Source organism: Amycolatopsis minnesotensis, assembly GCF_039529815.1.
Lineage (GTDB): Bacteria > Actinomycetota > Actinomycetes > Mycobacteriales > Pseudonocardiaceae > Amycolatopsis > Amycolatopsis minnesotensis.
In genome coordinates this window covers 320,397-345,055 of sequence record NZ_BAAANN010000004.1, presented here as the reverse complement: position 1 = coordinate 345,055, position 24,659 = coordinate 320,397, and the positions used below count along the sequence as shown (strand labels likewise).

Sequence of the window (24,659 nt, the reverse complement as noted above, 5' to 3'; positions counted from 1 at the left end):
GTCTGTGTGACGCGTTCCGCTGTCTTTCACGCCAACCCGGCGAGCTCGTACCGCACGAGCCTGCCCGCCACGGCGACGTTGAGGCTCGATCCCGAACCGGCCATCGGGATGTCCTCCGCGACGTCGAGCAGATCGAGCGCCCCGGGCGGGATACCGCTCTGCTCGTGCCCGAGCACCGCGATCGTCCTGCCGCGCGCGGCGCCGAGACCGGCCAGCCGGGCGGCTTCGTCCGCCAGCGGGTCGTTCACCCCGTGGACGCAGGCGGGCCGGCGCAGGGTATCGCCTCGGCGGAGCGCTTCCGGCACCCAGGGAATCCGGGGCACCGCCAGGCAGGCCCCGACCGCGTCGCACGTGCGCGGCAGCGTGCCGAGGTTCGCACCGTGCAGCGGCCAGTGCGGCGCCGCGAGCAGGTGCCCCCAGCGGGGATGGGACCGGCGCCGGCTTCGGCTCGTACCGGGTGAGTGCGGCGTCACGTGGGCATGCTCACGCGATATCGGGATGACAAACGGGGGTCGCATCGGTTGAACTGGATGCTGGACAGTTCGGTGAGGACGCTGGGGACCTTGCGGCCTGTCTAGTTTTTTGACAGCCGACTTTATCGATTCAGAAATCCTTCCCGAGAGGAGTACCGTGCCCATCGCGCTGCTCGCGCTGGCCATCGGCGCCTTCGGTATCGGCACCACCGAGTTCGTCATGATGGGCGTGCTGCCGCAAGCCGCCACCGACTTCGGCGTCGACATCCCGACCGCGGGCCACCTGATCTCCGGGTACGCGCTGGGCGTCGTCGTCGGCGCCCCGCTGCTCACCGCCGCCGCCGTCCGGCTGCCGCGCAAGACCATGCTGCTGGCGATGATGGCCCTGTTCACCGTCGGCAACACCCTGTTCGCGCTCGCCCCTAACCAGGAGTTCGGCGTCGTGTTCCGGTTCGTCGCCGGGCTCCCGCACGGCGCGTTCTTCGGTGCCGGCGCGGTCGTCGCGTCCGGGCTCGTCGACAAGAGCAACCGGGCGAAGGCCGTGTCGATGATGTTCCTCGGGCTGACGCTGGCCAACGTCGTCGGCGTGCCGCTCGGCACCCTGCTCGGCCAGCAGGTCGGCTGGCGCGCGACGTTCGCCGTGGTCGCGGTCATCGGGCTGGTGGCGATGGCCGCCATCGCCAGGCTCGTACCGCACCAGGGCAGGCCCGCCGACCCGTCGCTGCGCGGCGAGCTCGGCGCGTTCAAGCGGCCACAGGTGTGGCTCGCGCTCGCGATCGTCACCTTCGGCCTCGGCGGCGTGTTCGCGTGCCTGTCCTACATCGCGCCGATGCTCACCGACGTCGCCGGGTACTCGCCGTCGCAGGTCACGCTGCTGCTTTCGCTCGCGGGCGTCGGCATGACGATCGGGAACCTGCTCGGCGGCAGGCTCGCGGACAAGGCGCTGATGCCCAGCCTGTACGTCGCGCTGCTCAGCCTCGCCGCGGTGCTCGGCATCTTCACGGTCACCGCGCAGGGGAAGGTCAGCGCCGCCATCACGATCTTCTTCGTCGGCGTCGCCGGGTTCATGATCGGCCCGATGCTGCAGGCCAGGATCATGGAGAAGGCCGGCGGCACACCGTCGCTCGTGTCGGCAGCCGTGCAGTCGGCGTTCAACATCGCCAACTCGATCGGCGCCTACCTCGGCGGGCTCGTCATCGCGGGCGGGCTCGGGCTCGTCGCGCCGAACTGGATCGGCGCGCTGCTCGCCGTGTTCGGGCTCAGCCTGGCCGCGGTGTCCGGCGGCCTCGACCGCAAGGCCGCGAAGCGCCCGGTGCTCGTCGAGGCATGACCCGGCGGGACCGGCCGCCACCCCCGCGGCGGCCGGTTCCCGTCGACGACGTTTAGCCCGCTAAACGCACTCCAGGCCCCTCCCTGAGCCGGGCCCCTCCGCGCGACGTTTAGCCCGCTAAACGCGAGCAGGGGGCCTACGTGAGCGGGCCGCCGGAGATGGTGAAGGCGATGAAGAGGATGAGCACGCCGAGGCCCGCGTAGCTCAGCGCGTCGACGGGCTTGCCCCTGATCGCGAGCAGCCCGGCCTGCGCGTCCGCGAGCACGATCCGCAGCAGCGCGGCCACCAGCAGCGCGCCGCCGATGATGATGACGCCCTGCCGCCAGTGGTAGAGCCAGATCCGCCAGCCCGCGATCGCGACCAGCGCCAGTACCAGCCCGAACGGCAGGTGCGTCAGGAACGGCTTCTTCCCGCGGGGCGTGACGGGCATGCTCACGAGGCGGCTCGCTCCGCCGCTTCGACGACGTTGCTGACCAGCATCGCCCTGGTCATCGGCCCGACCCCGCCGGGGTTCGGCGCCACGAACCCGGCGACCTCGCGCACGCCGGGGTCGACGTCGCCGGTCAGCTTGCCGTCGACGCGGGAAACGCCGACGTCGAGCACGGCGGCACCGGGTTTGACCATGTCCGGGGTGATGAGCCCTGGCGAGCCGGCGGCGGCCACCACGATGTCCGCGCGCCGCACCTCGGCCGCGAGGTCGCGGGTGCCGGTGTGGCACAGCGTCACGGTGGCGTTCTCGCTGCGCCGGGTGAGCAGCAGCCCGAGCGTCCTGCCGACGGTGATCCCCCTGCCGACGACGGCGACCCGCGCCCCGGCCAGCGGAACCTCGTAGCGGCGGAGCAGCTCGACGATCCCGAGCGGCGTGCACGGCAGCGGCGCCCGCTCGCCGAGCACGAGCCTGCCGAGGCTCACCGGCGCGAGCCCGTCGGCGTCCTTCTCCGGCGCGATGCGTTCGAGCACGCGGCCCGCGTCGAGGTGCTTCGGCAGCGGGAGCTGGACGATGTAGCCGTGGCAGGCGGGGTCGGCGTTGAGTTCGGCGACCACCGCTTCGAGCTCGTCCTGCGCGATGTCCGCGGGCAGATCGCGGCGGATCGAGTTCACCCCGACCTTGGCGCTGTCCGCGTGCTTCATCTTCACGTAGGAGTGCGAGCCGGGGTCATCGCCGACCAGCACGGTCGCGAGCCCGGGGGTGATCCCCCGCTCGGCGAGCGCGGCCACCCGCGGCCCCAGCTCCGCGAAGATGGCGTCCTTCGTTGCCTTGCCGTCGAGAATCGTCACCGTCACGGCGCCCATTCTGGCAAAGGTCCAGGCTCACCCCTGCCGAGGGCGGGTGCTGATCGCGGCGATCCCGACGGCGACGAGCGCGAGGCCGGTCCCGCCGAAGGTGGCGGCGCCGAGCGTCGCGGGGTGCGCCGGCACGATCAGGTCGAGCAGCACCGAGCCGATCAGCTGGCCCGCGATGGTGGCGAGCCCGAGCAGCAGCACACCGGTCCAGTGGACGACGACCGAGGCGAGCGCGATGAACACGATGCCGACGAGCCCGCCGAGGTAGAGCAGCGGATTCGACGGGAACGCGTGCGGCCCGCCGCCGAAGGCGAGCGAAACGAGCCAGGCGAGCACCAGCACGATCGTCCCGCCGGTGAAGTTGATCAGCGCCGCGGTCAGCGAGCTGCCCGACTGCGCGTTGACGCGGCCGTTGAACGCCTGCTGCACCGCCATCAGCGCGCCCGCGACCAGCGGCAGGACGAGCAGCCACAGCCCGGCCGGCGCGCTGCCGAGGCTTCCCGACAGCGACCAGGCGACCGCGGCGAGGGTGAGGACCGCGCCGAGCACGCGGGTCCAGGTCAGCGCCTGCGGCCCGGCGGGGCCGAGCCCCGCGCGATCGACGGCGAGCCCGCTGAGCGTCTGCCCTGCGACCACGCCGACGGTGAACATCGCCACCCCGAGCACCGACACCGTCACCGACTGCCCCGCCACATAGGTCGCGCCGCCGACGCCGCCGAGGCAGTACCAGGGGCTGAACCGGCCCTCCCGGACGCCGCCTGCCACCGAACGGAGACCTTCGCGCATCTTCGGGGAGAAGGGCAGGGCGAGCAGCAGGAGCACGAGCCCGCCGCCGAAGGAGATCACCGCGGCGAACAGGGAGTCGTGCAGTTCGGCACCGAGCTGACCGTTCAGGCGACTCTGCGTAGCCATGGCGAGTCCCGACACGACCGCGAGCCCAATCCCGAGTGCCCGCTCTGCGCCTTTTGTCCTGTTACCCTGGTCGCGCGGGGTGATGACGGTGGCGCTCGCGGTACTCATCCTTCCTATTGTCACGCCGCCACACCGTCTCGATCCATCCGAAAGAGAGTGATACCGATAACTCACCCACCCCCGCCCGGCCGAGGTCAAGCGGCTGAAGCCGCCGCGGCGGCTAGGCCGAAGGGGAGGATGCGGGTGCATTAGCGCGGCCGAAGAGTCAAAATGGACCGGTGGCTCAACCGACGACCCAGCTGAACGCGACCGAGCAGGACACCCTGGTCAAGCAGATCGGCCTCGCCCTGCTGCGGGCCGCGCCGCGCGACTGGCGCCGCGTGACCGCGCAGTACCGCGCGGTCGGGCGTTACCACGAGCTGACCGGAGAAGTCGCCACCGGCGACGGCCAGACCCACGAGTGGGTGGCCACGCACGACATCGCGACCCTCTTCGGCAAGCTGCGCGCCGGCATGTACCGCGACGGCAGGGGCACCTGGTTCAACGCCCGCTACCAGCTCGACCACCCGTCCAGCTACAACCTCGAGTACGACCGCGAGGAGCCCGAATGGGACCTCGCGCCGCCGCCGCAGGCCTACGCCGACGAGCTGAGGATGTTCCCCCGCTCGGAGGAGAACGTGCCGGAGTGGCTGCTGCGCCGCATGTCCGGGCTCGCCCCCGAGCAGCCGGGGCCGCACTTCCGGATCGCCAGGATCTTCGACGGCCAGGGCGCGGGCGGCAGGCCGGTGATCAACCGGCCCGAACTCGAGGTCGACGAGCAGGACCGCGTGCTGGACTACCTCGACCACGCGCCGGTGGTGGTCTCCGAACGCGGCTACGACGTCGACCTGCTCGCCGCCAGCCCCGCCCCCGCGGTGCCGGTGGCCTTCCACACCGACGGCGTGTGGATCTGGCCCGCCGCGGTCAACTTCTACCTGCAGGAGTACGGGGTCGCGCCCGAGCCCGATCTCGTGCAGCACATCCGGTCGACCGGGTTCGCGCTGTCCGAGGTCGGCGAGCAGACCGTGCAGGCCGCGGCCGCGCACCTGAACCGCGGCACTCCCCCGCAGCGGCCTCCCGGCCCGCCCGCGCCGGCCCAGGCCGCGCCGCCGCCGGCGCAAGCCGCTCCGGTGCAGGCCGCAGCGGTGTCGGTGCCCGTCGAATCGCGCCAGCCGGAGCGCGCCTCCTACGCCGCCGAGCCGAGCTATGAGGACAGCCTCGGCGAGCCCGACTTCGAGGAGCCGTCGCACGGCGCGCCGCAGCACACCGGCTCCGCCGAGTACGCCGAGCCGTTCTACACCGACACCCCGTCGCCGGGCTACCAGGAGGACGAGTCCGAACCTGCCCGGTACGCGAGTGAGGAAACCACCTACGCGCCACCGGTGACCGCCTACGCGGAGAACCACTCCGACGGGCAAGGCGGCCTCGACACCCGGGAAACGCACGAGCCGTACGCCGAGGAGCCGGAGGAAAAGACCGCCGAGCGGCCGGGCGGTTACGTCGACGAGCACGAGGCCTACGACGACCACTACGACGAAGCGCCGGTCTACGGTGGCCGCAACGGCGACCACCCCGACCGGCAGCCGCAGTCGTTCGACGACGACGGCGGGCCGCCGACGATGTTCGCGCCGCCGGTGCTCGACGACGGTCCCGAAGCGGAGCCAGCCGAAGACCCGGACGAGCCGCCGCTGCTGACCCACCCTTCTTCGGCCCAGCCCACGCCGCTTTCGCAGCAGGCACCGCACGACGAAGGCCCGGCGACGCAGCTCGTCTCGCCGGTTCCCCCTGCGATGCCCGCGCCGGTGGCCGCCGAGGCGGCCCCGTCCGCTCCGGCGCCGACGCGCCGCGAGCCGCCGCAGACCGCCCCGCGGTCCGACGAGCCGCCGCTGAACCAGCTTCGGACGAAACTGGTCCAGCTCGGCGTGCCTGAGGACGGCTACCGCATCGGCGGTCCCGCCGATGCGGGCTGGGGCGTCGAGGAGATCGACGAGGGCTGGCGGGTCAGCCGGTTCGACGGCGGCAGGCCCACGAGCCCCGCGGTGTTCGGCGACGCCGAGGACGCCGCGGCGTTCATGCTCGGGAAGCTGCTGCTGGACCCGGACGGCACCGCGAGGGCGTCCCGTCCCGAGCAGCGGCAGCCCGCGAAGGGGCAGCCGCAGCCGCCCAAGGAGGAGCTGCCGCCGCAGCGCCCGGTGATGGCGACGCTGTCGCCGGAGATCGCCACGGGTGTCGCGCCGCCCGCACGGCGCCAGGAACCGCCGCCGGAGGCGAGGCAGCCCGCCGTACCGCCACCGCCACCGCAGCGCCCGGTGCCGGACAACGGGCGGACGCAGATCGCGGAGGCGGTCCCGATGGCGGACGCGTCGCCCCGCGGTGCCGCGCCCAACCGCGCCGAAGAGGCGCCCGGCGGCGCGACGGCACTGTCCGCGACGCCGCCGCAGCCGCCCGCGCGGCGTGACCGGCCGCGCCGGGAAGAGACGAGGACGGCCGAGCGGTCGAACGGCGGCCAGCCGTGGCCGATCGGCCCGATGGCGGGCGAGCCGCCGCTGACCCTGTTCCGGGGCAAGGAACTGCGCGAGCTGCCCGCGGGCAGCGAGCTGGACCGGTTCGGCAACCCGAACGGCAACCTGACCTACGTGGCGGGCACGCCGTTCGAAGAGCGGTCGCTGGTGCCGGAATGGGTCAACCGGCCGTACCACGTGTACCGCGTGCAGCGCCCGCTCGAAGCGCTGACCGGGGTGGCGATCCCGTGGTTCAACCAGCCGGGCGGCGGTTCGGCGTACCTGCTGCCCGCCTCCGTCGAAGAACTGCTCGCCGACGGCGACCTGATCGAACTCGACCCTGGGGAACCGCCGATCGACTGAGGCCGTCGCTGACCCTCCGGCTGCCCGCCGCGCGTCCCCGTGCGGCGGGCAGTCCTTTGTGACCCGTAGCCGGGCTCGTCACACGCGCTCGCCGCGTTTCTTCCGAGCACCTTTCTGTCGGTGCCCCGCGATAGTGTTGAAATCGGGGGTCCCCCAGCGAAAGCGAACGAAGGGGCACTCTCGTGCGGCCCCGGCCGGTTCCGCGGCCCGTTCTGTCGGTGCCGCGCGGTAATGTTGAAAACAGGGGCTCCCCTGGCGGAAGCGCACGAACGGGTACCTTCGTGTGGTTCCCGCGACGGGCAAGGGCCCCGGTCGTCAGCGCACCACCAGGCCGTGCGCCGCGGCGTAGGCGACGGCCGTTTCCAGGTCCACCCGCGCGCCGCGCAGCTTCGCCTGGGTGAGCAGGTCCGCGTCCACCCGCGCCCCGCGCAGGTCGGCGCCTTCGAGATCGGCGCCGTGCAGGCGCGCGCCGCTGAAATCCGCTTCCCGCAGGTCCGCTTCCCGCAACAGCGCGTCGGTCAGGTTCGCCTCGCGGAACCGGAGGCCGGAGAGGTTCGCCTTGCGCAGCCGCGCGCCGGAGAGCGAAGCGAGCGAGAGGTCGCATTCCCGCAGCGCCACCCTGATGAAGCCGATGTCCACAAAGGACGATCCGAGGAACGAGCTGGCCGACCACCGGCTGTCCGCGAGCACGGTCCGGTCGAACGTGCACGACCGGAACGCGCTGCCCTGGTGCCGCGACGCGCTCAGGTCGGCCTTCGTGAAGTCGCAGTCGTCGAACGTGCAGCCCTGCGTGACGAGGCCGCGCAGGTTCGCCTCGGCGAAGTCGCAGCCCGCGAACCGGCGCTTTTCCCACCTGGCGTTGGGAAGCACGGCTTCGCGGTAGTCCTCGCCGGTCTCGATCTCGCCCGGTGCCGTCATGGTGCCGAGCCTGCCATACCCGCCCCTCACCACGGGATCCGGCCGAACATCTCCTTCAGCTTCGCCGCCCGCGCCGGGCTTCCGGTCGACGCCCATCCGATCCGCCCGAGCAGGTACGCCGCGAAGTCCGGCTTGCCATCGTGGTTCTGCGCCGCGGGCCCGGTGCGGGCGCAGTTGTGCAGCAGCGCCCGCAGTTCGTCGTATTCGGCACGCGGGACCGCGGGCGCGGAGTTCACCACCAGCCCCGCGATCCGCTGGCGCTGGTGCGCGGCCGCGACGCCCGTCTTGTCCTCGCGGACGCGAAACCCTTCCTCGCGCGCGATCCTGCGGACGCCGGGCAGCAACCGGTGCAACGGCAGCTCCGCGTCGCCGGAGAAGGCGAGGTCGTCGGCGTACCGGGTGTAGGTCGCGCCGAGCGCTTCGGCCAGCCCGGCGAGCCTGCGGTCGAGGCCGTACGCGAGCGCGTTCGCCACCGCGGGCGAGGACGGCGCGCCCTGGGGCAGGTGCTCGGCGGCGAGGTTGCGCGCGAGCCGCCACCTCGCCGGGTCACCGCGGTCCGGCTCGCCGAGCACGTCGACCGGCGCGCGGGTGGTGAGCAGACCGGCGACAACGGCGGCGACCCGGTCCGGATACCCGCTGTGGCACAGCATCCGGCGGACGCGGTGCCCGCTGACCGCGGCGAAGAACCCTTCGAGGTCCATGCGCACCACGAGCGCGCGGCCCGCGTGCGGACGCGCGCAGGTCAGCGGCGACCGGCCGGGCCGGAAGCCGTGCGCGGCGTCGTGCACCGGGATCCGGTCGAGCACGTGCCGCCGGATCCGCCGCTGCAGTTCGGCGAGCCGCGGTTTCGGCTCCTCCACGAGCCGCCTGCCGCCGGGTAGCCAGCGGCACCGGTAGTGCCGCACCGGAACCGGGGCGCGCCGGTTCCAGCCGCCGAGATCGGCGAACCAGTCGAGTTCGCCGACGGTGAGGTCGAGCGCGCGGGCGAGGGCGGCCGGGGTTTCCCAGCGCGGCACGCCCCAGCGCCATTCCCGTGGCGCGGCCTCGGGAGGTCGTTCCGGTTCAGCGGGTCGCGCGAGCGGAGGTTCCGGTAGCGCGCGCAGCAGATCCGCGAGCTGGCGCGGTCCGTAGGGCCGGGACGGGCAGAGTGCGAAAAGCCGCGCGGCCAGGTCCTGCGCCACCTCGATGTCGAGGGCGGTGGTCACGAGCCGATCGGCGACCGCGGCGGGCTCCCACGGCCCGTCGAGCGCGACCGCGGCGCGACGAGACGCCAGGGTTTCGGCGTACGGGCGGAGTTCCGCCGGATCGAATTCACCGCCGGCATTCCCGAACCGCACCCATCGCCCCCGTTCATCGGCCGAGCCGCAGCGACGCGGGGGTGACCTTTCTCCCGTGGCCGTCCGCGCGCTCCGAACAGGTACGCGCAGCGTGCACAGGCGCGTGGGGCGCCCTGCCTCAGCGTGGTCGTGCTCCCCGGGGTTGCCCCGGAGGGATGGGTTTCCCCATCTGCTCACCCCCGCGTCGCCGCGGGGACTCCAGCCTAGCGGTCAAGGACACGGCGGTGCCCCCGGTCGCGCGAACGGCAGCGGATCGCACCCGACGGCGGAGCTCAGGGGCGCACCCGTCGGCGCGGAACGGCACCACGAGCGGCCCGCAGTCCACTATGTACTTACTGGCACCCGGAACCTCGTGACTGGCCGGCGTACGCCGGTTACGGGCAGGCGGCGCGCGGCGTGGCGGGTGCCGTGCTCGATCACCGGCCGCGCGACGCGCGACTACGGTCCGTCGGCGGAAGATCTCGCCGAGGCGGTCGACGCGGGTGATCGACGTGCCGAACGGCCTCCACGGTTCCGCCTGCCTCGACGGCACCGCCGAATTCCGCGACGCGCTCACGAAAGCGATCGACGCCGTGCTCGGACACCTCGCGGCCGGATCATTCCCGTTCGCTCACCCTCTCCGGCCCGAACAGGCAACGGCCCAAGTGGTTCAATCGAACCATGTCCTTCTTTCGCCCTCTCGGCAAATCCGACCTCGCCGTCTCCCCGCTGTGCCTGGGCGGCAACGTATTCGGCTGGACCGCCGACGAATCGACGTCCTTCGCGGTCCTCGACGCCTATTCCGCAGGGGGTGGCAATTTCCTCGACACCTCCGACTCATACATGAACTACTATCCGGAACAGGGCAACGAGCCTGGCCAGTCCGAGACCATCATCGGCAAGTGGCTCGCCGCCCGCGGCAATCGCGACGACGTGATCGTCGCGACCAAGGTCGGGGACCACCCGGGGTACAAGGGCCTCGCACCCGCGAACATCAAGGCCGCGGCCGAGGAATCCCTGCGGCGGCTGGGCACCGATCGCATCGACCTCTACTACACCCACTTCGACGACGAGTCCGTCCCGGTCGAGGAGATCATCACCGCGCTCGACGGCCTCGTGAAAGCGGGCAAGGTCCGCGCCATCGCGGCTTCCAACATCGAACCCGAGCGGCTCGCCGCCTCGATCGCCTTTTCCGACCGCGAGGGCCTGGCCCGCTACGTGGCACTCCAGCCGCCGTACAACCTTGTCGCGCGCGACACCTACGAGGGCGAGCGGCGGGAGATCGTGCGGCGCGAGGGGCTGGCCTGCGTGCCGTACTTCGGGCTCGCTTCCGGCTTCCTGACCGGCAAGTACCGGCCGGGCAAAACCGTCGAAAGCGTGCGCGACCTGCCCGGCCTGGCAGGCGGCTACGTGGACACCGAACGCGGCATGGCGGTACTCGCCGCGCTGGAGGAGGTCGCGGCGGAGCGTGGCGTGGAGATGGCGACCGTCGCGCTGGCCTGGGTCGCGCAGCAGCCGACCGTGGCCGCGCCGATCGCCTCCGCCCGCACGGTCGAACAGGTGCCCGCACTGATCGCGCTGCACGACCTGACCCTGACCGACGCCGAGCTCAAGCGCTTGACCGACGCCTCCTCCTGACCGGAGGTGCCAGGGTGGCGCCTGCCCCGAAAGCCACCCCGCACCGGAACCACGACACCTCCCGGCACGCGACCCGCTGGCGAGGAGGCAGCGGGTCGCGGCACTTCAGTGCCGTGGAAAGGTCAGCGGAAGTCGCGGGATTTCGCGGGGATGCGCAAGGTCAGGTGCTGCAGCCGGTCCGCGAGCACGTTCACCACCCCTTCCGTCTTCTCGACGATGCCCCGCACCAGCAGCGCCGGGCTGGTGCGCGCGATCCGGTGGTAGCGCGCCCACAGGCCCGCCGAGCAGACCACGTTCACCATGCCCGTCTCGTCTTCGAGGTTGAGGAAGGTGATCCCGCCCGCGGTGGCGGGCCGCTGCCGGTGGGTCACCGCGCCGCCGACGAGCACCCTCGTCCCGTGGTCGACGGTGTGCAGCCGGTCGGCGGGCACCACGCCGAGCGCGTCCAGCCGGTCCCGCACGAACTGGGTGGGGAAGCTGTCCGGGGACAGGCCGGTGGCCCACACGTCCGCGACCGCGGTGTCGACCTCGTCCATCCCCGGCAGCGCGGGCGCCTCGGTGCCCACCACGCTGCCGGGCAGCTTGTCCGGCCGGTCCTGGGCGACCGCGCCCGCCGCCCACAGCGCTTCCCTGCGCTCGACGCCGAAACAGCCGAACGCGCCCGCCGTCGCCAGCGCTTCGACCTGGGGTGTGCTCAGCCGGACGCGGCGCGCGACATCGGTCATGCTCCTAAAAGGACCTTCGCGCTTTCGTTCCGCGACAAGCTGTTCGGCCAGCTTCTGCCCGATCATCCGCACCCCGGCGAGCCCGTTCCTGATCGCCTGCGCACCTTCGTGGAGTTCGAGCGTGGCATGGGGAAGACTCGCGTTCACGTCCGGCCCGAACACCGACACACCGTGCCGCCTGGCGTCGGCGACCAGCGACTGCGGCGAGTAGAACCCCATGGGCTGCGCGCGAAGCAGGCCCGCGCAGAACGCCGCCGGGTGGTACAGCTTGAACCACGCGCTGGCGAAAACCAGGTACGCGAAGCTCAGCGCGTGGCTTTCCGGGAAGCCGAAGTTCGCGAACGCCTGGAGCTTGGTGAAGATCTTCTCCGCCGTCGGTTCGTCGACCCCGTTGGCCGCGGCACCGTCGAGGAAGCGCTGGCGCAGCCGCCGCATCTTCTTCTCGGACCGCTTGGCGCCCATGGCATGCCGGAGCTGATCCGCCTCGGCCGCGGTGAAGTCCGCGACGTCGAGCGCGATCTGCATCATCTGCTCCTGGAACAGCGGCACGCCGTAGGTCTTCCCCAATGCCTTCTCCAGCAACGGATGATCGTGTTCCCAGGTCTCCAGCTCGTTCTTGCGCCGGATGTACGGGTGCACCGAGCCGCCCTGGATGGGGCCGGGCCGGATCAGTGCCACCTCGATCGCCAGGTCGTAGAACTCCCTCGGTTTCAACCGTGGCAGGGTCGCGAGCTGCGCCCTGCTTTCGACCTGGAAGACGCCGATCGCGTCGGCGCGGCACAGCATCTCGTAGACGGCCTCGTCCTTCAAGTCCAAATTGGACAGATCGACGTCGACGCCTTCGTGCTCCCGCACCAGATCCATCATGTAGTGCAGCGCGGAGAGCATGCCGAGGCCGAGCAGGTCGAACTTCACCAGCCCGATCGTGGCGCAGTCGTCCTTCTCCCACTGCAGCACGCTGCGCTCGGCCATCCGCGCCCATTCGATCGGGCACACCTCGCTCACCGGGCGCTTGCAGATCACCATGCCGCCGGAGTGGATGCCGAGGTGCCGCGGTGCGTCCTCCAGCGCGGAAGCCAGCCCCACGACCTCCGGCGGGATGTCGTGGTCGTGGTCCTTTTCCGTCTCGCGCAACGGCCCCCAGCGGTCGATCTGCTTGCTCCACGCGTCCTGCTGCCCCGGCGAGTACCCGAACGCGCGCGCCGCGTCCCGCACCGCGGACTTCGCGCGGTAGGTGATCACGTTCGCCACCTGCGCGGTGCGCAGCCGCCCGTGCTTTTCGTAGACGTACTGGATCGCTTCCTCGCGCCGGTCGGATTCGATGTCGAGATCGATGTCGGGGTACCCGTCCCGGTCCGGGGCGAGGAACCGTTCGAAGAGCAGGTTCCACTTCACCGAGTCGACCTTGGTGATGCCGAGCGCGTAGCAGACCGCCGAGTTCGCGGCCGATCCCCTGCCCTGGCAGAGGATGTCGTTGCGGCGGCAGAACTCGACGATGTCCCAGACGATCAGGAAGTACCCGGGGAACTTCAACCGTTCGATGATCTCCATTTCGTGGTCGATCTGCTCGTACGCCTCGGGATTGTCCTTTCTGGTGCCGTACCTCTCGGCCGCGCCGAGCCGCACCTGTTCGCGCAGGATCTCCTTTTCGCTGAGCCCGCCGGATTCGAACGGCGGCAGTTCGGGCGCCACCAGTTTCAGGTCGAACGCGCATTCCACACCGAGCAGCGCGGCCCGCTGCACCGCGCCGGGGTACCGCGCGAACCTGGCCGCCATCTCCGCGCCGGAGCGCAGGAACGCCATTCCGGCGCCGGGCAGCCAGCCCTCCATGTCGTCGAGCGAGCGCCGCGCCCTGATCGCGGCCATCGCTTCGGCGAGCCTGCTGCCCGCGGGGCGCGCGTAGTGCACCGCGTTCGACGCGACCACCGGCATCCCGAACTCCGCCGCGAGGCCAGCCAGCGCGTCGTTGTGCGCGCTGTCCTCGGGAAAACCGTGGTCGAACAGTTCGACGTAGACGTGCTCCCCGCCGAACAGGTTCCGCAACCGCCGTAGCTGTCCGGCCGCCGCCGGGACGCCGTCGCGCAGCAGCGCGCCGCGCACCGCACCCTTCCGGCAGCCGGTGAGCACCACGACCTTGCCCCGGACCTCTTCGGCGACGGCTTCCAGGTCGTACACCGGCTTTCCCTTTTCGGCACCGCGTTCCGGCGCGGGCCGGTCGTGTCCTTCGAGCAGCCCGGACGTGGTCGCCCGGCACAGGCTCGCGTACCCGGCCGAACTCCTGGCGAGCAGCAGCAGGTGCTCGCCTCCGGGATCGGCGACGCCGTTCTGCGGGCCGGACAACCCGAAGCTGAGCTCGGTGCCGAACACGGTGCGCACCCCCAGTTCCCGCGCGGCCTCGGCGAACCGGACCACGCCGTACATGCCGTCGTGGTCGGTGATCGCGAGCGCGTCGAGCTGGAGCCGCGCGGCCTCTTCGACCAGTTCCTCCGGGGAGCTCGCCCCGTCGAGGAAGCTGAAGTGGGAATGGCAGTGCAGTTCGGCGTAGGGCGTGCGCAGCCCGCCGCCGGAAAGATCGTCCCCGCGCAGGTCGTGCAGGTCCGACGGGCGGAGATAGCCCTCGCGCTTCCTCGACCACGCGGGGCTGTCTCCGCCGTCTCCGTTCAGTGCGCGCCGCAGTTCGTGCCACGGCACGTTCGGGTTGTTCCAGCCCATGTCAGGGAAGACGCTCCAGCGACTCCCTCGGCGACGGGATCAGCACCGAAAGCCAGTGCGGTGGCTCATCCGAGGAGTCCACAGTGGATTCCCCTGCCGGTTTCCTCGTTTCGAGCCATCGGCTGACCTCACCGAGAAACGGATCCTCCACGCTTCACCACCTTTCGTGCCGTGCCGACCCCGGCTTCCGCTGCGCCTGACCGCGCGTCCATCAGTCGTAGATCCCTTCTACTGTCCATTTCAGACTTTCCCGTCCTGTTCCGCGCAACAGCAGCGCCGCCGCACCGGCACCGGCGAGCAGCACCTGCAGCCGGACGTGCTCCGGCCGTTCCACCGCCGTCCACCAGCGGCTGTCCACCGGCCACGGGCCGGCCCAGTCGAGCACCGCCCTCGTCGGCGCCCTGTCCACCGAGACCGCGCACGGCCGCCCCGTGAGCTCGCGGCGCGCGGTGAACCCGAGTTCGTCACCGGCCGGGCCGAGCACCCGCACCGGCATCGGTTCGGCGAGCACGGTCGCGGGCGCGGGCTTCGGCAGCCTGCGCGGCCACGCGGCGCCCGGCGGGTCCCGTTCGGCGCGCTGATCGCCCCACGGCACGAGGCGCACCCGTTCGCCGGGGCCGGCGCCGCCGTCGAGCACCGCGGTGAACACGCTCTCCGGGCCGAGCAGTCCCTGCACCCTGACCATCGCCCTGCTCGCCCGTTCCGCCGCGACCCCGTCCTCACCGCCCTCACCGCCCTCACCGCCCTGCCACAACCCTTGCTGCAGCGACGCTCCTTCGACGGTTTCCTCCGGCACCAGCCGGAGCCGCGACACCCCCGCCGTCGGCCTCGCGCCGGGGACCGCGCGCAGCCAGCCGTCGAACTGCCAGCGGACCCGGTCCGCGATCCCTTCCGGGGTGAGCGGTTCGGCGCAGCGCCACACCCTCGCCAGCTCCTCACCGCTCTCGGTGGTGGCGTAGATGCCGAGCATCGTGCACGCCAGGCCGTGCGCGGCGAGCCCGGCGTGGAACCCGCTCGCCAGGGACTTCGCCATGAACGCGGCCGCGTCCACCCGGTCGAGCGCGGGGTCGAACGTCTTCTCCGCGGTCAGCTCCGGCGGCGGCCTGCGCCGGTCCGGCGGGCGCTCGGCGCGCCCGTTCGCCAGCCGGTGTGCGAGCAGGCCCCCTGCCCCGAACCGGGACACCACGTCGCGTTCGGCGAGCGCGGCGAAGGCGCCCAAGGTGCGCAGGCCGAGCCGTTTCACCAGGTCGACCAGTTCGCCGCGCTCGGCACCCGGCTGGTCCAGTTCGGTGATCGCCAGCGGGGCGAGGAACTCCCCGGCCTCCCCGCGCCGCACGAACATCGACCGGTGTGCCGCGAGCGTCGCCGCGAACAACCCGTCGGCGACGCCGATCTGGCACTCCACGCCCGCGTTCCCGGACACGTGGTCGACCAGCAGCTCGGCCAGCGCGTCCTCGCCGCCGAAGTAGCCCGCCGCGCCGCGCACCGGGACCGCCACGATCCCCGGCCGGACCACCTCGACCCCGACGACCAGTTCCTCCACCGCCATCGCGACCGTTTCGAACAGGCGCGCGTCCCGCGCCTCGTCGGCGGCGAAGACGGCCAGTTCCGGGCAGGTGGACTGGGCTTCGCGGCGGCGCATCCCCCGGCGCACCCCGCTCGCCCTCGCCACCGCCGAACAGGCCACCACGCGATTGCCGAGCAGCACCGCGGCAGGCCGGTTCGCGGGCACGCCCGCCGCGGCGGCACCGGCGACCGCGGGCCAGTCCGGGCACCACAGCACCAGCATCCTCGGCGGCGGCCCCGAATCGTCCACAAAGAATTCCGTTGTGGACATCAGCCCACTTCTTCCAGCGCGGGCGCGGTTTCCGCCCGTGTCACGCCGGTTTCGCCCGGCAGCAACAGATCCGCGTGCGCGGGGCGCGCCGCCGAACCACGGCCGCCCGCCCGCACGGTCACCCGGCGCGTGCGGAACCGGCCGTACCCGGCTTCGAGCCCGGCCCATCCGCCAGGCTCGCAGCTCAGTTCGACGTCGGCACCCGGCCACGAGCCGAGCGCCACGAGCACGGCACCCCGATGCCGTGCCCGCGCGGAAAGCCGCCGCGCGACCTGCGGCGCTGGGCCGGGGGCACCACGAGCCCGGCCCAGCGCCCTGGGATCGACCGCCACCAGATCCATCCCGTCCAGCAGGGCCGCGGTGACCGGAGCGAACTCGGCCCCTGGCCGGGGCACCAGTGCGAGCCTGGCCACCTCGACCCCGAGCTCCTCGGCCGCCACCAGGCCGAGGTTCGGCATCCCCACCACGGCGGCCCAGGCCCCGTCCGCCGTCGCACCGGCGAGCAGTGCGAGCAACAACGACGTGGACCCGTGAACCGCCACCGTGGTGCCGCGCCGGAGCCCGGCCGAGGGCATCAGGTCAGCGAGCTCCGGCAGTACCGGAAGAACCTGCCCGGTCACCTGTGCGTGCAAGGCGGCGGCCGCGACTCCGCTCGCCGTGCTCACCCCCGGCAGAGCCGCCAGCCGCGCCAACGGCGCCGCACGCTCCTCCACCAACCCAGCCGTCACCAGGTACCACCTTCCCCCTCACGACAGCCGCCGCCCACCGGGGAACCAGCGTGGGCGAACGGCACCCGAGCCACTACGGGGAAGGCAGCGGTTCGAACACTTGTTCGACTCCTTCAGTCAACACCGGACCGCCACTCCTGTCAAGGCGACCGTGCCGATGAGTCCCCACGGCCTGGGCAATGAGTTCCGCACCATCCCCGAGGGGCCCTTCGAACTCGACGACCGAACTCGACGACGGGGCGCGCGAACCACCTCGGCCGCTGGTCGGGCTTCGATGACCACAAGACATCAGCGCCTCGGCGGGACGCGTGGTCGGACCGCCGAGGCGCTGATGGCCCTCCGGGCGAGGTGATCACGGGGCGAGCATGAGCTTGCCCCCTGGCCGGCGGGACTTGCTGAGCTCGGCCGCCTCGTGGATCCGGTCGAGGGGGTAGGTGCGGGCGACCGATACGGCCAGTACGCCTTCGCCTGCCAGCCGGGCGAACTCGTCCAGCCGTTCGTAGCGCATTTCGATGTGGGTGACGCGGGCACCCAGCTCGGCCGCGGCGGCGAAGTCGGAAACGGTGAGGACGCGGTCGGGATCCCCGGTCAGCTCGATCAGGGCCGGCAGCGCGCCACCGGCCGGGCTGGCCTGGCCGGGGCGGTCGATCCGGCCGCCGGTCGGGGCCGCGTCCAGGGCGCGGCCGACGCGGCCGCCCGCCAGAGCGGCGACGCGTTCGGCCATGCCGTCGTGGTAGCCGGTCACCCGTGCGCCGATCTCTTCCAGTGCGGCGGCCCGGGCGGCCCCGGCGGTGGCGATCACCCGGGCACCCCGGTGCAGCGCGAGGCGCACCGCGGCCTCGCCCACGGTGGAGCCCGCGCCGTGGACGAGCAGCAGCTCGCCCGGCTGGACGCCGAGGTCATCGAGCGCCTGCCACGCCGTCTCGGCCGCCATCGGCAGCGCGGCGGCCTGCTCGGCGGCGACACCGTCGGGAATGCGCGCCCAGCCCGCCATCAGCGCGTACTCGGCGGCTCCGGCCGTCGGGCCGTCGAAGGCCGCCGGGCCGAACACGCCGTCGCCGATCTCGACGCCGGTGACGCCCTCACCGAGCGCGTCGACGGTGCCCGCGACCTCGAAGCCGAGCCCGCGCGGCAGCGGCGGCAACCGGTCGGCGAGGAGGCCGTCGACCACCGCCCAGTCGGCCGGGTTCAGGCCGCACGCCCGCACGGCGATCCGGATCTGACCCGGTCCCGGCTCCGGCTTCGGGACGTCACGGAGCACGATCACGTCCGGGGAACCGAATCGGTCGAACTGCAGAGCCTGCACGACGATCTCCTTTGTGATGACAGCATCTGTTGTCATCGACCCTACCAGCGCGACGACAGCCCCTGCTGTCATCCTGGTGACCATGCCGAGATGGGAGTCCGACGCACAGGGCCGGCTCGAGCGCGCGGCGCTCGAGCTGTTCGAGACGCAGGGGTTCGAGCGCACCACGGTCGCGCAGATCGCGCGTGCCGCCGGTCTGACCGAGCGCTCCTTCTACCGCTACTTCCCCGACAAGCGGGAAGTCCTCTTCGCGGGCAACGAGCTCGAGGCCCACCTCGTCGCCAAGGTCGAGGCGGCCGCCCCGGACCTCACGCCGTTCGAGGCGCTGCTGACCGCGCTGGGGGCCGCCGACGAGGTCTTTCGCTCGCGCGAGTTCCTGCTGCGCCGCACCGGGGTGATCGCCGCCAGCCCGGCACTGGCCGAACGCGACCTGATCAAGCTCGCCGACATCGCCGGCGCACTGGCGCGGGCACTCGAACTCCGCGGCGTCGAGTCCGGAGAGGCACGCTTCATCATCGACGTGGCGATCGCGCTTTCCCGGCGCGCCACGTCCCGCTGGCTGGCCGACCCGGACGCGACCTTGTCCGAGCTCATCGCCAAGGCCGCCGCCGAGCTGCGCGAGGCGGTCACGCCGCGAGCACCGACGGTCCGCTGAGATCGAGCGGTTCGTCAACGACCAGATCAGCTCGCGCCAGTTCGCGTACTCCTGTCAGCCGTCACCGATCAGCCGGGTGAGTGCGGCTGATCCGGCGGAGGAGCAGGAACTCGGCGAACTCGGCGGCCAGGTTCAGCCTGCGCTCCTCGGCGACGGGATCGGGCGCGATCTCCCGGCGGATCGCTTCGCCGTCGAACGTGTGCTCCAGGGTCGTGACCAGCATGTCGAGGTCCTCGGCCGGGAACAGTTCGGTGCCGGGGACCAGCCGGGACGCTTCGACGACCTCGGCGAAGAACCGGCGGCCGGTTTCGCTGAGCCTGGCGCGCAGGTCCGGGTCGGTGCGGGCGGCGACCATGAGCTCGAACCAGACGACGTTCTCCCTGGCGCGGTGGCGGTCGCGCATCAGCCGGAGCGCGTCGATGAGCGCCGGGTCGCGCAGTTCGGACAGCCGCCGCCTGATCTGGGCGATGTGCCGCTCGCCGACCTCGGCCGCGGTGGCGACCATCAGGTCCAGCCGCGAGTCGAAATGCCGGAACAGCCCGCCGCGGGACACCCCGGAGCGTTCGCAGATCACGCCGAGCGAGGTGTTCGCGTATCCCACTTCGGCGATGGCCGCGATCGTCGCGTCGATCAGCCGCTTGATCGTCGTCTCGCGGCGCTCCCGCTGAGTGCGCCGCCGCGGCGCGCTCGAATCCGCCCGGCCGCCGCGCGACCCCGTCGCCGAGGGCGCGTCGTCCACCATGCGCACAGGCTACGGGAGCCCCGGCTGGTCGCCGCCTTGACAATTCGGGAGCCATCGGATCGTCGCCCCGTGACAACTTAGAGACCGGTCGGTCTTTATCCATTGACGGGGTGTGCCCGATCGGCTTCCATCGTGGGCATGGTGCGGGACACGGTCCCGGCGGTCACTGCGACCGGCCGGCGCGGTCAGGCACCTGGTCAGCCGACCTCACGTTCCGACCCAGTGTGGAGTGCCCCCATGTCCTTTTCCCTCCGTCGTGGCCTGATCGCCACCCTGACCGCGACGCTGGTCGCGACCGGCACGGTACCGGCGGCAGGCGCCGCATCGGCCGCCGCCGACCCGAACTCGATCTACACCCCGCCTTCGCCGCTGCCCGCGGGCCAGAACGGTGACGTGCTCAAATCCGCGCCGTCGACCTACACCAACGCCAAGGCGACGCGGATCCTGTACCTGTCCCGCGACAACAAGGACAAGCAGGTTCCCGTCAGCGGCACGGTGCTCGTGCCGAACGCCCCGTGGAACGGTCCCGGCGAGCGGCCGATCGTGGCCTACGCGCCGTTCACCTTCGGCATGGGCCCGCAGTGCGCCCCCTCGAAGACCTTGGCAGGCGAGGGCGGAGACCTGATTTCCGGCTTCCAGGGCGGCTTCGTCAACGCGCTGCTGGGCGCCGGGTTCGCGGTCGCGCAGACCGACTACCTCGGGCCGTGGGTCGAAGGCGGCGGCGAGCACCCGTACGTGATGCGGCTGGCCGAGGCGCACACCGTGCTCGACGTGGTCCGCGCGGCGCAGCGGCTGCCCGAAAGCGGCCTGCCCAAGGGCGGCCCGGTGGGGATCGCCGGGTACTCCGAGGGCGGCAGCGCGGCGGCGTCCGCGGCGGAACTGGCCGGCACCTACGCACCCGAACTGGACGTCAAGGGCGTCTACGCGGGTGCCCCGCCCGCCGACAAGGCCGCGCTGGCCAAGTCCCTCGACGGCGGCATGTACGTCGGGTTCCTCGGCTACGCCCTGATCGGCATCAACCAGGCCTACCCCGAGGCAAGGCTGATGGACCTGGCCAACCCGGCCGGCGCCGACCTGTTCCTGCAGGCCCGCCAGACCTGCACGCTCGACTCGGTCTTCAGGTTCATGTTCAAGCAGACCAGCACGCTGACCAAGAGCGGCCAGCCGGTCGCCTCGTTCCTGAACCAGCCCCCGTTCGACAAGATCGTCGCGGAGAACCGGATCGGCACCAGCAAGCCACCCATGCCGGTCATGGTCGAGCACAGCCCGATGGACGACGTGATCCCGGCCGCGATAGGAAAGCAGATGGCCAAGGACTGGTGCGGCAAGGGCGCGAACGTCCAGTGGAAGGATCTGACGTCCTTCTCGCCGTTCCTCTCCCACGCGCTCGGCATGATGACCGCGTCCGGTGATGCCACCGCGTGGCTGCAGGGCGTGTTCAAGGGCCAGGCCGGAAACGGGAACTGCGGCCGAATCTGAGAGTCCACTTCGGACTGAAGGGCCTTCCCCGAGCCGCGGGGAAGGCCCTTCGCGCACGCCGGATCGCCGAATCCACCACCGGGAACGCGGTGTGCGGCCCAGGCTCAGGCAGCCGGGCAGGCGCTGAGCGGTCAGCCCGCGCCGGGTTCGCGATGTGACGCGGGCAGCCGCGCGGTGATCTGCGCGTCGATGGCGTCGGCAAGGCCCGGTATCCGCGTTTCCAGGTCCGCGAACGCCTTGGCGTCCAGCCTGCGCGCGGTCACCGGGGTCAGCGCGGACACGGTCGCGGTGCGCAGGCGCCCGCGCCGCAGGGAGATTTCCCCGATGATGTCGCCTGGTCCGAGTTCGGCGATCTTGTCGCGGCCGTTGAACACCGACGCGCGGCCCTCGAGCACGATGTAGGCGACGTCCCCCGGGGTGTGCTGGGAGATGAACGGCCACCCGGCGGGGACCGTGACGCCGCGACCGGCCTTGCGGAGGCGGCGGACATCGTCGGGGGGAAGCCGGTCGAACAGGGTGCGCGGCTCGTCGGCGGGGGTGTCTGTCACGGGGTCGCCTCCTTGGGATGGGACGGCTGGGGCGGTGTAGGCGCCGGGCGCGTCGCCCGGTACCGCTGGACGGCGCGGTGGCACGGTGCCGATTCGTTCGTACGGGGCGTGCTGGGGCGGGCGCGGGTCGGGATCGCCCTTGTTCGGCCACAGCGCGAAGGCGCGTTCCGCTTGTGCCGCGATGGTCAGCGACGGGTTCACGCCGAGGTTCGCGGTGATCGCCGTACCGTCCACAATGGATAGACTCGGATAGCCGAACACCCGGTGGTAGGGGTCGATCACGCCGTCCGCCTCGGTGGTCCCGATCGGGGCGCCGCCGATGAAGTGGGCGGTCAGCGGGATGTCGGCGATCTCGCTCCAGGTGCCGCCCGCGACGCCGCCGATGCGGGCGGCGGTGCGCTGGTTGGCTTCGTACGCGGCGGGGATGAAGGTGGGGTTCGGGGCGCCGTGCCCTTGCCTCGACGTGTACTTGCGCCGCCCGGACCTGGTCCGGCGGGTGTAGGTGGTGATCGAGTTGTCCAGGCTCTGCATCACGAGCAGGAGCACCGTGCGCTCGCTCCACCGGTACCCGGCCGCGACCTTCGCCACCCGCACCGGGTGCCGCGCCATGGTGCCCAGCATCTGCCGCCACCGCGGCGTCGCGCTGCCGCCGTCCGTCGCGACGGTCTGCAGCAGGCTCATCGCGTTGCTGCCCTTGCCGTAGCGGACGGGCTCGACGTGGGTGACCGGGTCGGGGTGGAACGACGACGTGATCGCCACGCCGCGGGAAAAGTCCTGTCGCGGGTCCACGCGCGGCCGGGCGGACCCGATGATCGCTTCGGAGTTCGTCCTGGTCAGTTCGCCCACCCTCGGCGAGAGGTCCGGCAGCGATCCGGTGTCGCGCGCGTGGTGCAGCAGCCGCTGCGTGCCCCAGGTGCCGGCGGCCAGCACGACCCGATCGGCGGTGAGGATGGCGCCGGGGCGGCGCAGCAGCCCGCCGGTGGGGCGGGTCCGCACCGCGAAGCCGCCGTCGCGGTGCGGCGCCAGATCGAGCACGGTGGTCATCGGGATGACCGTCGCGCCGGCCCGTTCGGCGAGGTGCAGGTAGTTCTTGGCCAGCGTGTTCTTCGCACCGACCCGGCACCCGGTCATGCACGCCCCGCACTCGGTGCACCCCGTCCGCGGCGGGCCGGCGCCCCCGAAGTACGGGTCGGGCACCCGACGGCCCGGCTCGCCGAAGTACACGCCGACCGGCGTCGGCCGGAAGGTCTCGCCGACGCCCATCTCGGTGGCCACCGCCCGCATCACCTCGTCGGACGGCGTGACCGTCGGGTTGGTGACGACGCCGAGCATGCGGCTCGCCCGGTCGAAGTGCGGTGCCAGCTCGGCTTCCCAGTCGGTGATGTGCGCCCACTGGACGTCGCGGTAGAACGGCGGGAGCGGGCGGTACAGCGTGTTCGCGTAGACCAGCGAACCGCCGCCGACCCCCGCGCCTGCCAGGATCATCACGTCCTTGAGCAGGTGCACCCGCTGGATCCCGTAGCACCCGAAGCGGGGCGCCCACAGGTACCGGCGCAGGTCCCACGAGGTCTTCGCGAACTCTCCGTCGGCGAACCGGCGGCCAGCCTCGACGACCGCGACCCGGTACCCCTTCTCCGTCAGGCGCAACGCGGCGACGCTGCCGCCGAACCCCGAGCCCACCACGATCACGTCGTAGTCGTGCACGGCGCGGCTTCGGGCACCTCTGCTGGGGGACATCGCCATCTCTCTGCGGCAGGTAATGGGCGCCAAGAATCGGCTATGCCGCGACGGTGTGTCAAATTCTGTCATCGGCTTCAGGGTCACCGGAGCGGAATTTGTCTCGCGCCGCGATGCGGCAGGCACGTTTTCCGCGCGAAGCGTTCTCTCCCGGCGTCGCCCGGAACGTCGACGGGGTCGCGCTGGCTGCCGTCCGGGACGCACCGAACCCCGGTGAAGCGCTGCGGCTGTTGTGGCAGACCGCCGACGGCATTCTGGGGAAAATGCGAACGCGCGGGGCCGCGCGCGGGAATTGACATTTCGCGAAATCGTTCGATGAACGGCTTCCCGGTGAAGCGTCAGCCCAGCCGCCACAGTGCCGGCCACACCTTCGACCACGGCGCGGTCAATCCCCGGCACAGCCACACCGGGCGGCCCTGCTCGTCGTTGGCCAGGCCGTATCCGTTGTCCAGTACGGCGATCTGGCGGAGATCGCGGCACGCGCTCATCCACGGCGGCGGGACGCCGGGGTCGCCGCCGACCACGACGGCGAGGTCGTTGTCCTCCGGCGGCGGCCCCCAGTCGTGAAAACCGTTGTGCCCGCTGAAAACCGCGGGCAACCCGAGCGAGGGGCCGTTCCGGTCGAGCGCCCCCGCCTCGCCGTAGTTCGTCGCGAGCACCACCGCCCGCGCCCGGTCCTGGTCCCCGAGCGCGCGATAGGCGCCCGCCACGGTCTCGGCGAGTTGCGGCCACCCCACCGTTTCACCCGGTTCCTCGGACAAGGCGAGTGCGGGGCTGTCGCGCAGGGAGTCGACCGGGATCAGCGGCAGGCCCAGTACCGCGCCCGGCACCACCGCGAGCACGACCGCCGCGGACAGCGAAAGCGCGAACATCACCAGGTAGGCGACGCCGAACGCGCGGAACGGGCGCGCCGACGGCGTGCGCAGCAGCCGGACCAGCCCCGCCACGAACACCGGTGCCAGCAGCGGCCCGAACAGCACGAACTGGAAGGGCGGCAGCCCCCACTGCCCGCCGAGCCGTTCCTTCGCGCTGATCGGGCCCACCATGCCCAGCTGCGGGAACCCGTGCTGGACCTGCCAAATCAGGTTCGGCGCCCACAGCAGCACCGCGGCCGCGATCCCGGCGGCCAGCCACCGGCCGCGCACCACGTCACGAGGACCGGCCAGGAGGATCCCGGCGGCCAGGGCGAGCACGGGCAGGGTCTTGTTCTCCACCCCGATACCCGCCGCGACGCCGATCGCGAGCAGCAGCCGCCGGTCGCCGGTGCGGATCAGCCTCGCCGCCAGCCACCCGGTCAACGCGGCGAAGAACAGGTCCGTGGTGTTGGTGACCAGCATGTGCCCGAGCTGCAGGGTGACCCCCGACGCCGCGGCGAACACCGCGTGGCCGCGAGTACGGCGAACACCGCGGCGGAGA

18 protein-coding genes and 2 pseudogenes are annotated in these 24,659 nt (G+C 72.1%); 5 read left to right on the top strand and 15 right to left on the bottom strand.

The genetic code is table 11. The features are described from left to right. Window positions 1-26: 26 nt before the first annotated feature. Window positions 27-473 carry a TrmH family RNA methyltransferase gene (locus ABD256_RS07275; RefSeq protein ID WP_344414836.1) on the bottom strand — a complete coding sequence of 149 codons (447 nt, stop codon included), beginning with the start codon at window positions 471-473 and terminating at the stop codon, window positions 27-29. A 157-nt stretch (window positions 474-630) separates the two neighbouring features. Here ABD256_RS07275 and ABD256_RS07270 point away from each other — a divergent pair, with 157 nt between their 5' ends. Next, on the top strand, window positions 631-1,803 hold the full coding sequence (locus tag ABD256_RS07270; RefSeq protein ID WP_344414834.1) for an MFS transporter: 1,173 nt from the start codon (window positions 631-633) through the stop codon (window positions 1,801-1,803). A 136-nt stretch (window positions 1,804-1,939) separates the two neighbouring features. Here ABD256_RS07270 and ABD256_RS07265 read toward each other — a convergent pair whose 3' ends face one another. The 3 genes from ABD256_RS07265 to ABD256_RS07255 are packed head-to-tail and all read right to left on the bottom strand — an operon-like array spanning window position 1,940 to window position 3,999. Beyond that, entirely contained in the window at window positions 1,940-2,233 is a 294-nt protein-coding gene (locus ABD256_RS07265; RefSeq protein WP_344414891.1) for a DUF3017 domain-containing protein, read from the bottom strand. Window positions 2,234-2,235: 2 nt separating this feature from the next. Next, window positions 2,236-3,087, bottom strand: a complete 852-nt coding sequence (locus ABD256_RS07260; RefSeq protein ID WP_344414832.1) for a bifunctional methylenetetrahydrofolate dehydrogenase/methenyltetrahydrofolate cyclohydrolase — start codon at window positions 3,085-3,087, stop codon at window positions 2,236-2,238. Between the two features lie 27 nt (window positions 3,088-3,114). Beyond that, entirely contained in the window at window positions 3,115-3,999 is an 885-nt protein-coding gene (locus tag ABD256_RS07255) for a DMT family transporter (protein WP_344414830.1), read from the bottom strand. Between the two features lie 278 nt (window positions 4,000-4,277). Between ABD256_RS07255 and ABD256_RS07250 the strand changes: the two genes are divergently transcribed. Then, window positions 4,278-6,902: a TNT domain-containing protein gene (locus ABD256_RS07250; protein WP_344414828.1), complete on the top strand. Its 2,625-nt coding sequence runs from the start codon at window positions 4,278-4,280 to the stop codon at window positions 6,900-6,902. Between the two features lie 315 nt (window positions 6,903-7,217). Here ABD256_RS07250 and ABD256_RS07245 read toward each other — a convergent pair whose 3' ends face one another. Both ABD256_RS07245 and ABD256_RS07240 read right to left on the bottom strand, forming a co-directional pair. Further along, window positions 7,218-7,820 carry a pentapeptide repeat-containing protein gene (locus tag ABD256_RS07245; RefSeq protein ID WP_344414826.1) on the bottom strand — a complete coding sequence of 201 codons (603 nt, stop codon included), beginning with the start codon at window positions 7,818-7,820 and terminating at the stop codon, window positions 7,218-7,220. A 26-nt stretch (window positions 7,821-7,846) separates the two neighbouring features. Further along, window positions 7,847-9,157, bottom strand: coding sequence for a reverse transcriptase family protein (locus ABD256_RS07240; protein WP_425546395.1), 1,311 nt, complete (start codon window positions 9,155-9,157; stop codon window positions 7,847-7,849). A 660-nt stretch (window positions 9,158-9,817) separates the two neighbouring features. Here ABD256_RS07240 and ABD256_RS07235 point away from each other — a divergent pair. Beyond that, window positions 9,818-10,774 carry an aldo/keto reductase gene (locus ABD256_RS07235; protein WP_344414824.1) on the top strand — a complete coding sequence of 319 codons (957 nt, stop codon included), beginning with the start codon at window positions 9,818-9,820 and terminating at the stop codon, window positions 10,772-10,774. Window positions 10,775-10,896: 122 nt separating this feature from the next. Here the strand turns inward: ABD256_RS07235 and ABD256_RS07230 are convergent, their stop codons facing one another. The 5 genes from ABD256_RS07230 to ABD256_RS07210 all read right to left on the bottom strand — a co-directional run bounded on the left by ABD256_RS07230 (window position 10,897) and on the right by ABD256_RS07210 (window position 18,082). After that, a complete protein-coding gene (locus ABD256_RS07230) occupies window positions 10,897-14,211 on the bottom strand; it encodes an error-prone DNA polymerase (protein ID WP_344414822.1) in 3,315 nt (1,104 codons plus the stop codon). 1 nt (window position 14,212) lies between these two features. Continuing rightward, on the bottom strand, window positions 14,213-14,362 hold the full coding sequence (locus ABD256_RS07225; protein ID WP_344414820.1) for a hypothetical protein: 150 nt from the start codon (window positions 14,360-14,362) through the stop codon (window positions 14,213-14,215). A 60-nt stretch (window positions 14,363-14,422) separates the two neighbouring features. Continuing rightward, window positions 14,423-16,048, bottom strand: coding sequence for a DNA polymerase Y family protein (locus tag ABD256_RS07220; protein ID WP_486303464.1), 1,626 nt, complete (start codon window positions 16,046-16,048; stop codon window positions 14,423-14,425). Next, window positions 16,048-16,776 (bottom strand): hypothetical protein, encoded by a 729-nt coding sequence (locus ABD256_RS07215; RefSeq protein WP_344414818.1) that lies wholly within the window; start codon window positions 16,774-16,776, stop codon window positions 16,048-16,050. Before ABD256_RS07215 ends, ABD256_RS07220 begins: the two co-directional genes overlap by 1 nt. A gap of 352 nt (window positions 16,777-17,128) precedes the next feature. After that, a complete protein-coding gene (locus ABD256_RS07210; RefSeq protein ID WP_344414816.1) occupies window positions 17,129-18,082 on the bottom strand; it encodes an NADP-dependent oxidoreductase in 954 nt (317 codons plus the stop codon). Between the two features lie 82 nt (window positions 18,083-18,164). Between ABD256_RS07210 and ABD256_RS07205 the strand changes: the two genes are divergently transcribed. Beyond that, window positions 18,165-18,737 carry a TetR/AcrR family transcriptional regulator gene (locus ABD256_RS07205; RefSeq protein WP_344414814.1) on the top strand — a complete coding sequence of 191 codons (573 nt, stop codon included), beginning with the start codon at window positions 18,165-18,167 and terminating at the stop codon, window positions 18,735-18,737. Window positions 18,738-18,798: 61 nt separating this feature from the next. On the opposite strand, the gene ABD256_RS07200 is transcribed toward ABD256_RS07205, so the two are convergent. Beyond that, window positions 18,799-19,479: a TetR/AcrR family transcriptional regulator gene (locus ABD256_RS07200; RefSeq protein WP_344414811.1), complete on the bottom strand. Its 681-nt coding sequence runs from the start codon at window positions 19,477-19,479 to the stop codon at window positions 18,799-18,801. A 237-nt stretch (window positions 19,480-19,716) separates the two neighbouring features. Here ABD256_RS07200 and ABD256_RS07195 point away from each other — a divergent pair, with 237 nt between their 5' ends. After that, window positions 19,717-20,958 carry a lipase family protein gene (locus ABD256_RS07195; protein WP_344414809.1) on the top strand — a complete coding sequence of 414 codons (1,242 nt, stop codon included), beginning with the start codon at window positions 19,717-19,719 and terminating at the stop codon, window positions 20,956-20,958. A gap of 131 nt (window positions 20,959-21,089) precedes the next feature. On the opposite strand, the pseudogene ABD256_RS07190 reads toward ABD256_RS07195, so the two are convergent. From ABD256_RS07190 to ABD256_RS07180, 3 genes and pseudogenes are all read right to left on the bottom strand, one after another. Then, window positions 21,090-21,398: pseudogene (locus ABD256_RS07190) on the bottom strand (cyclic nucleotide-binding domain-containing protein); the annotation flags it as partial. A gap of 141 nt (window positions 21,399-21,539) precedes the next feature. Then, window positions 21,540-23,243 (bottom strand): annotated as a pseudogene (locus ABD256_RS07185) (FAD-dependent oxidoreductase); the annotation flags it as partial. Between the two features lie 338 nt (window positions 23,244-23,581). Beyond that, a complete protein-coding gene (locus ABD256_RS07180) occupies window positions 23,582-24,622 on the bottom strand; it encodes a glycosyltransferase family 39 protein (RefSeq protein WP_344414806.1) in 1,041 nt (346 codons plus the stop codon). Window positions 24,623-24,659: the final 37 nt, after the last annotated feature.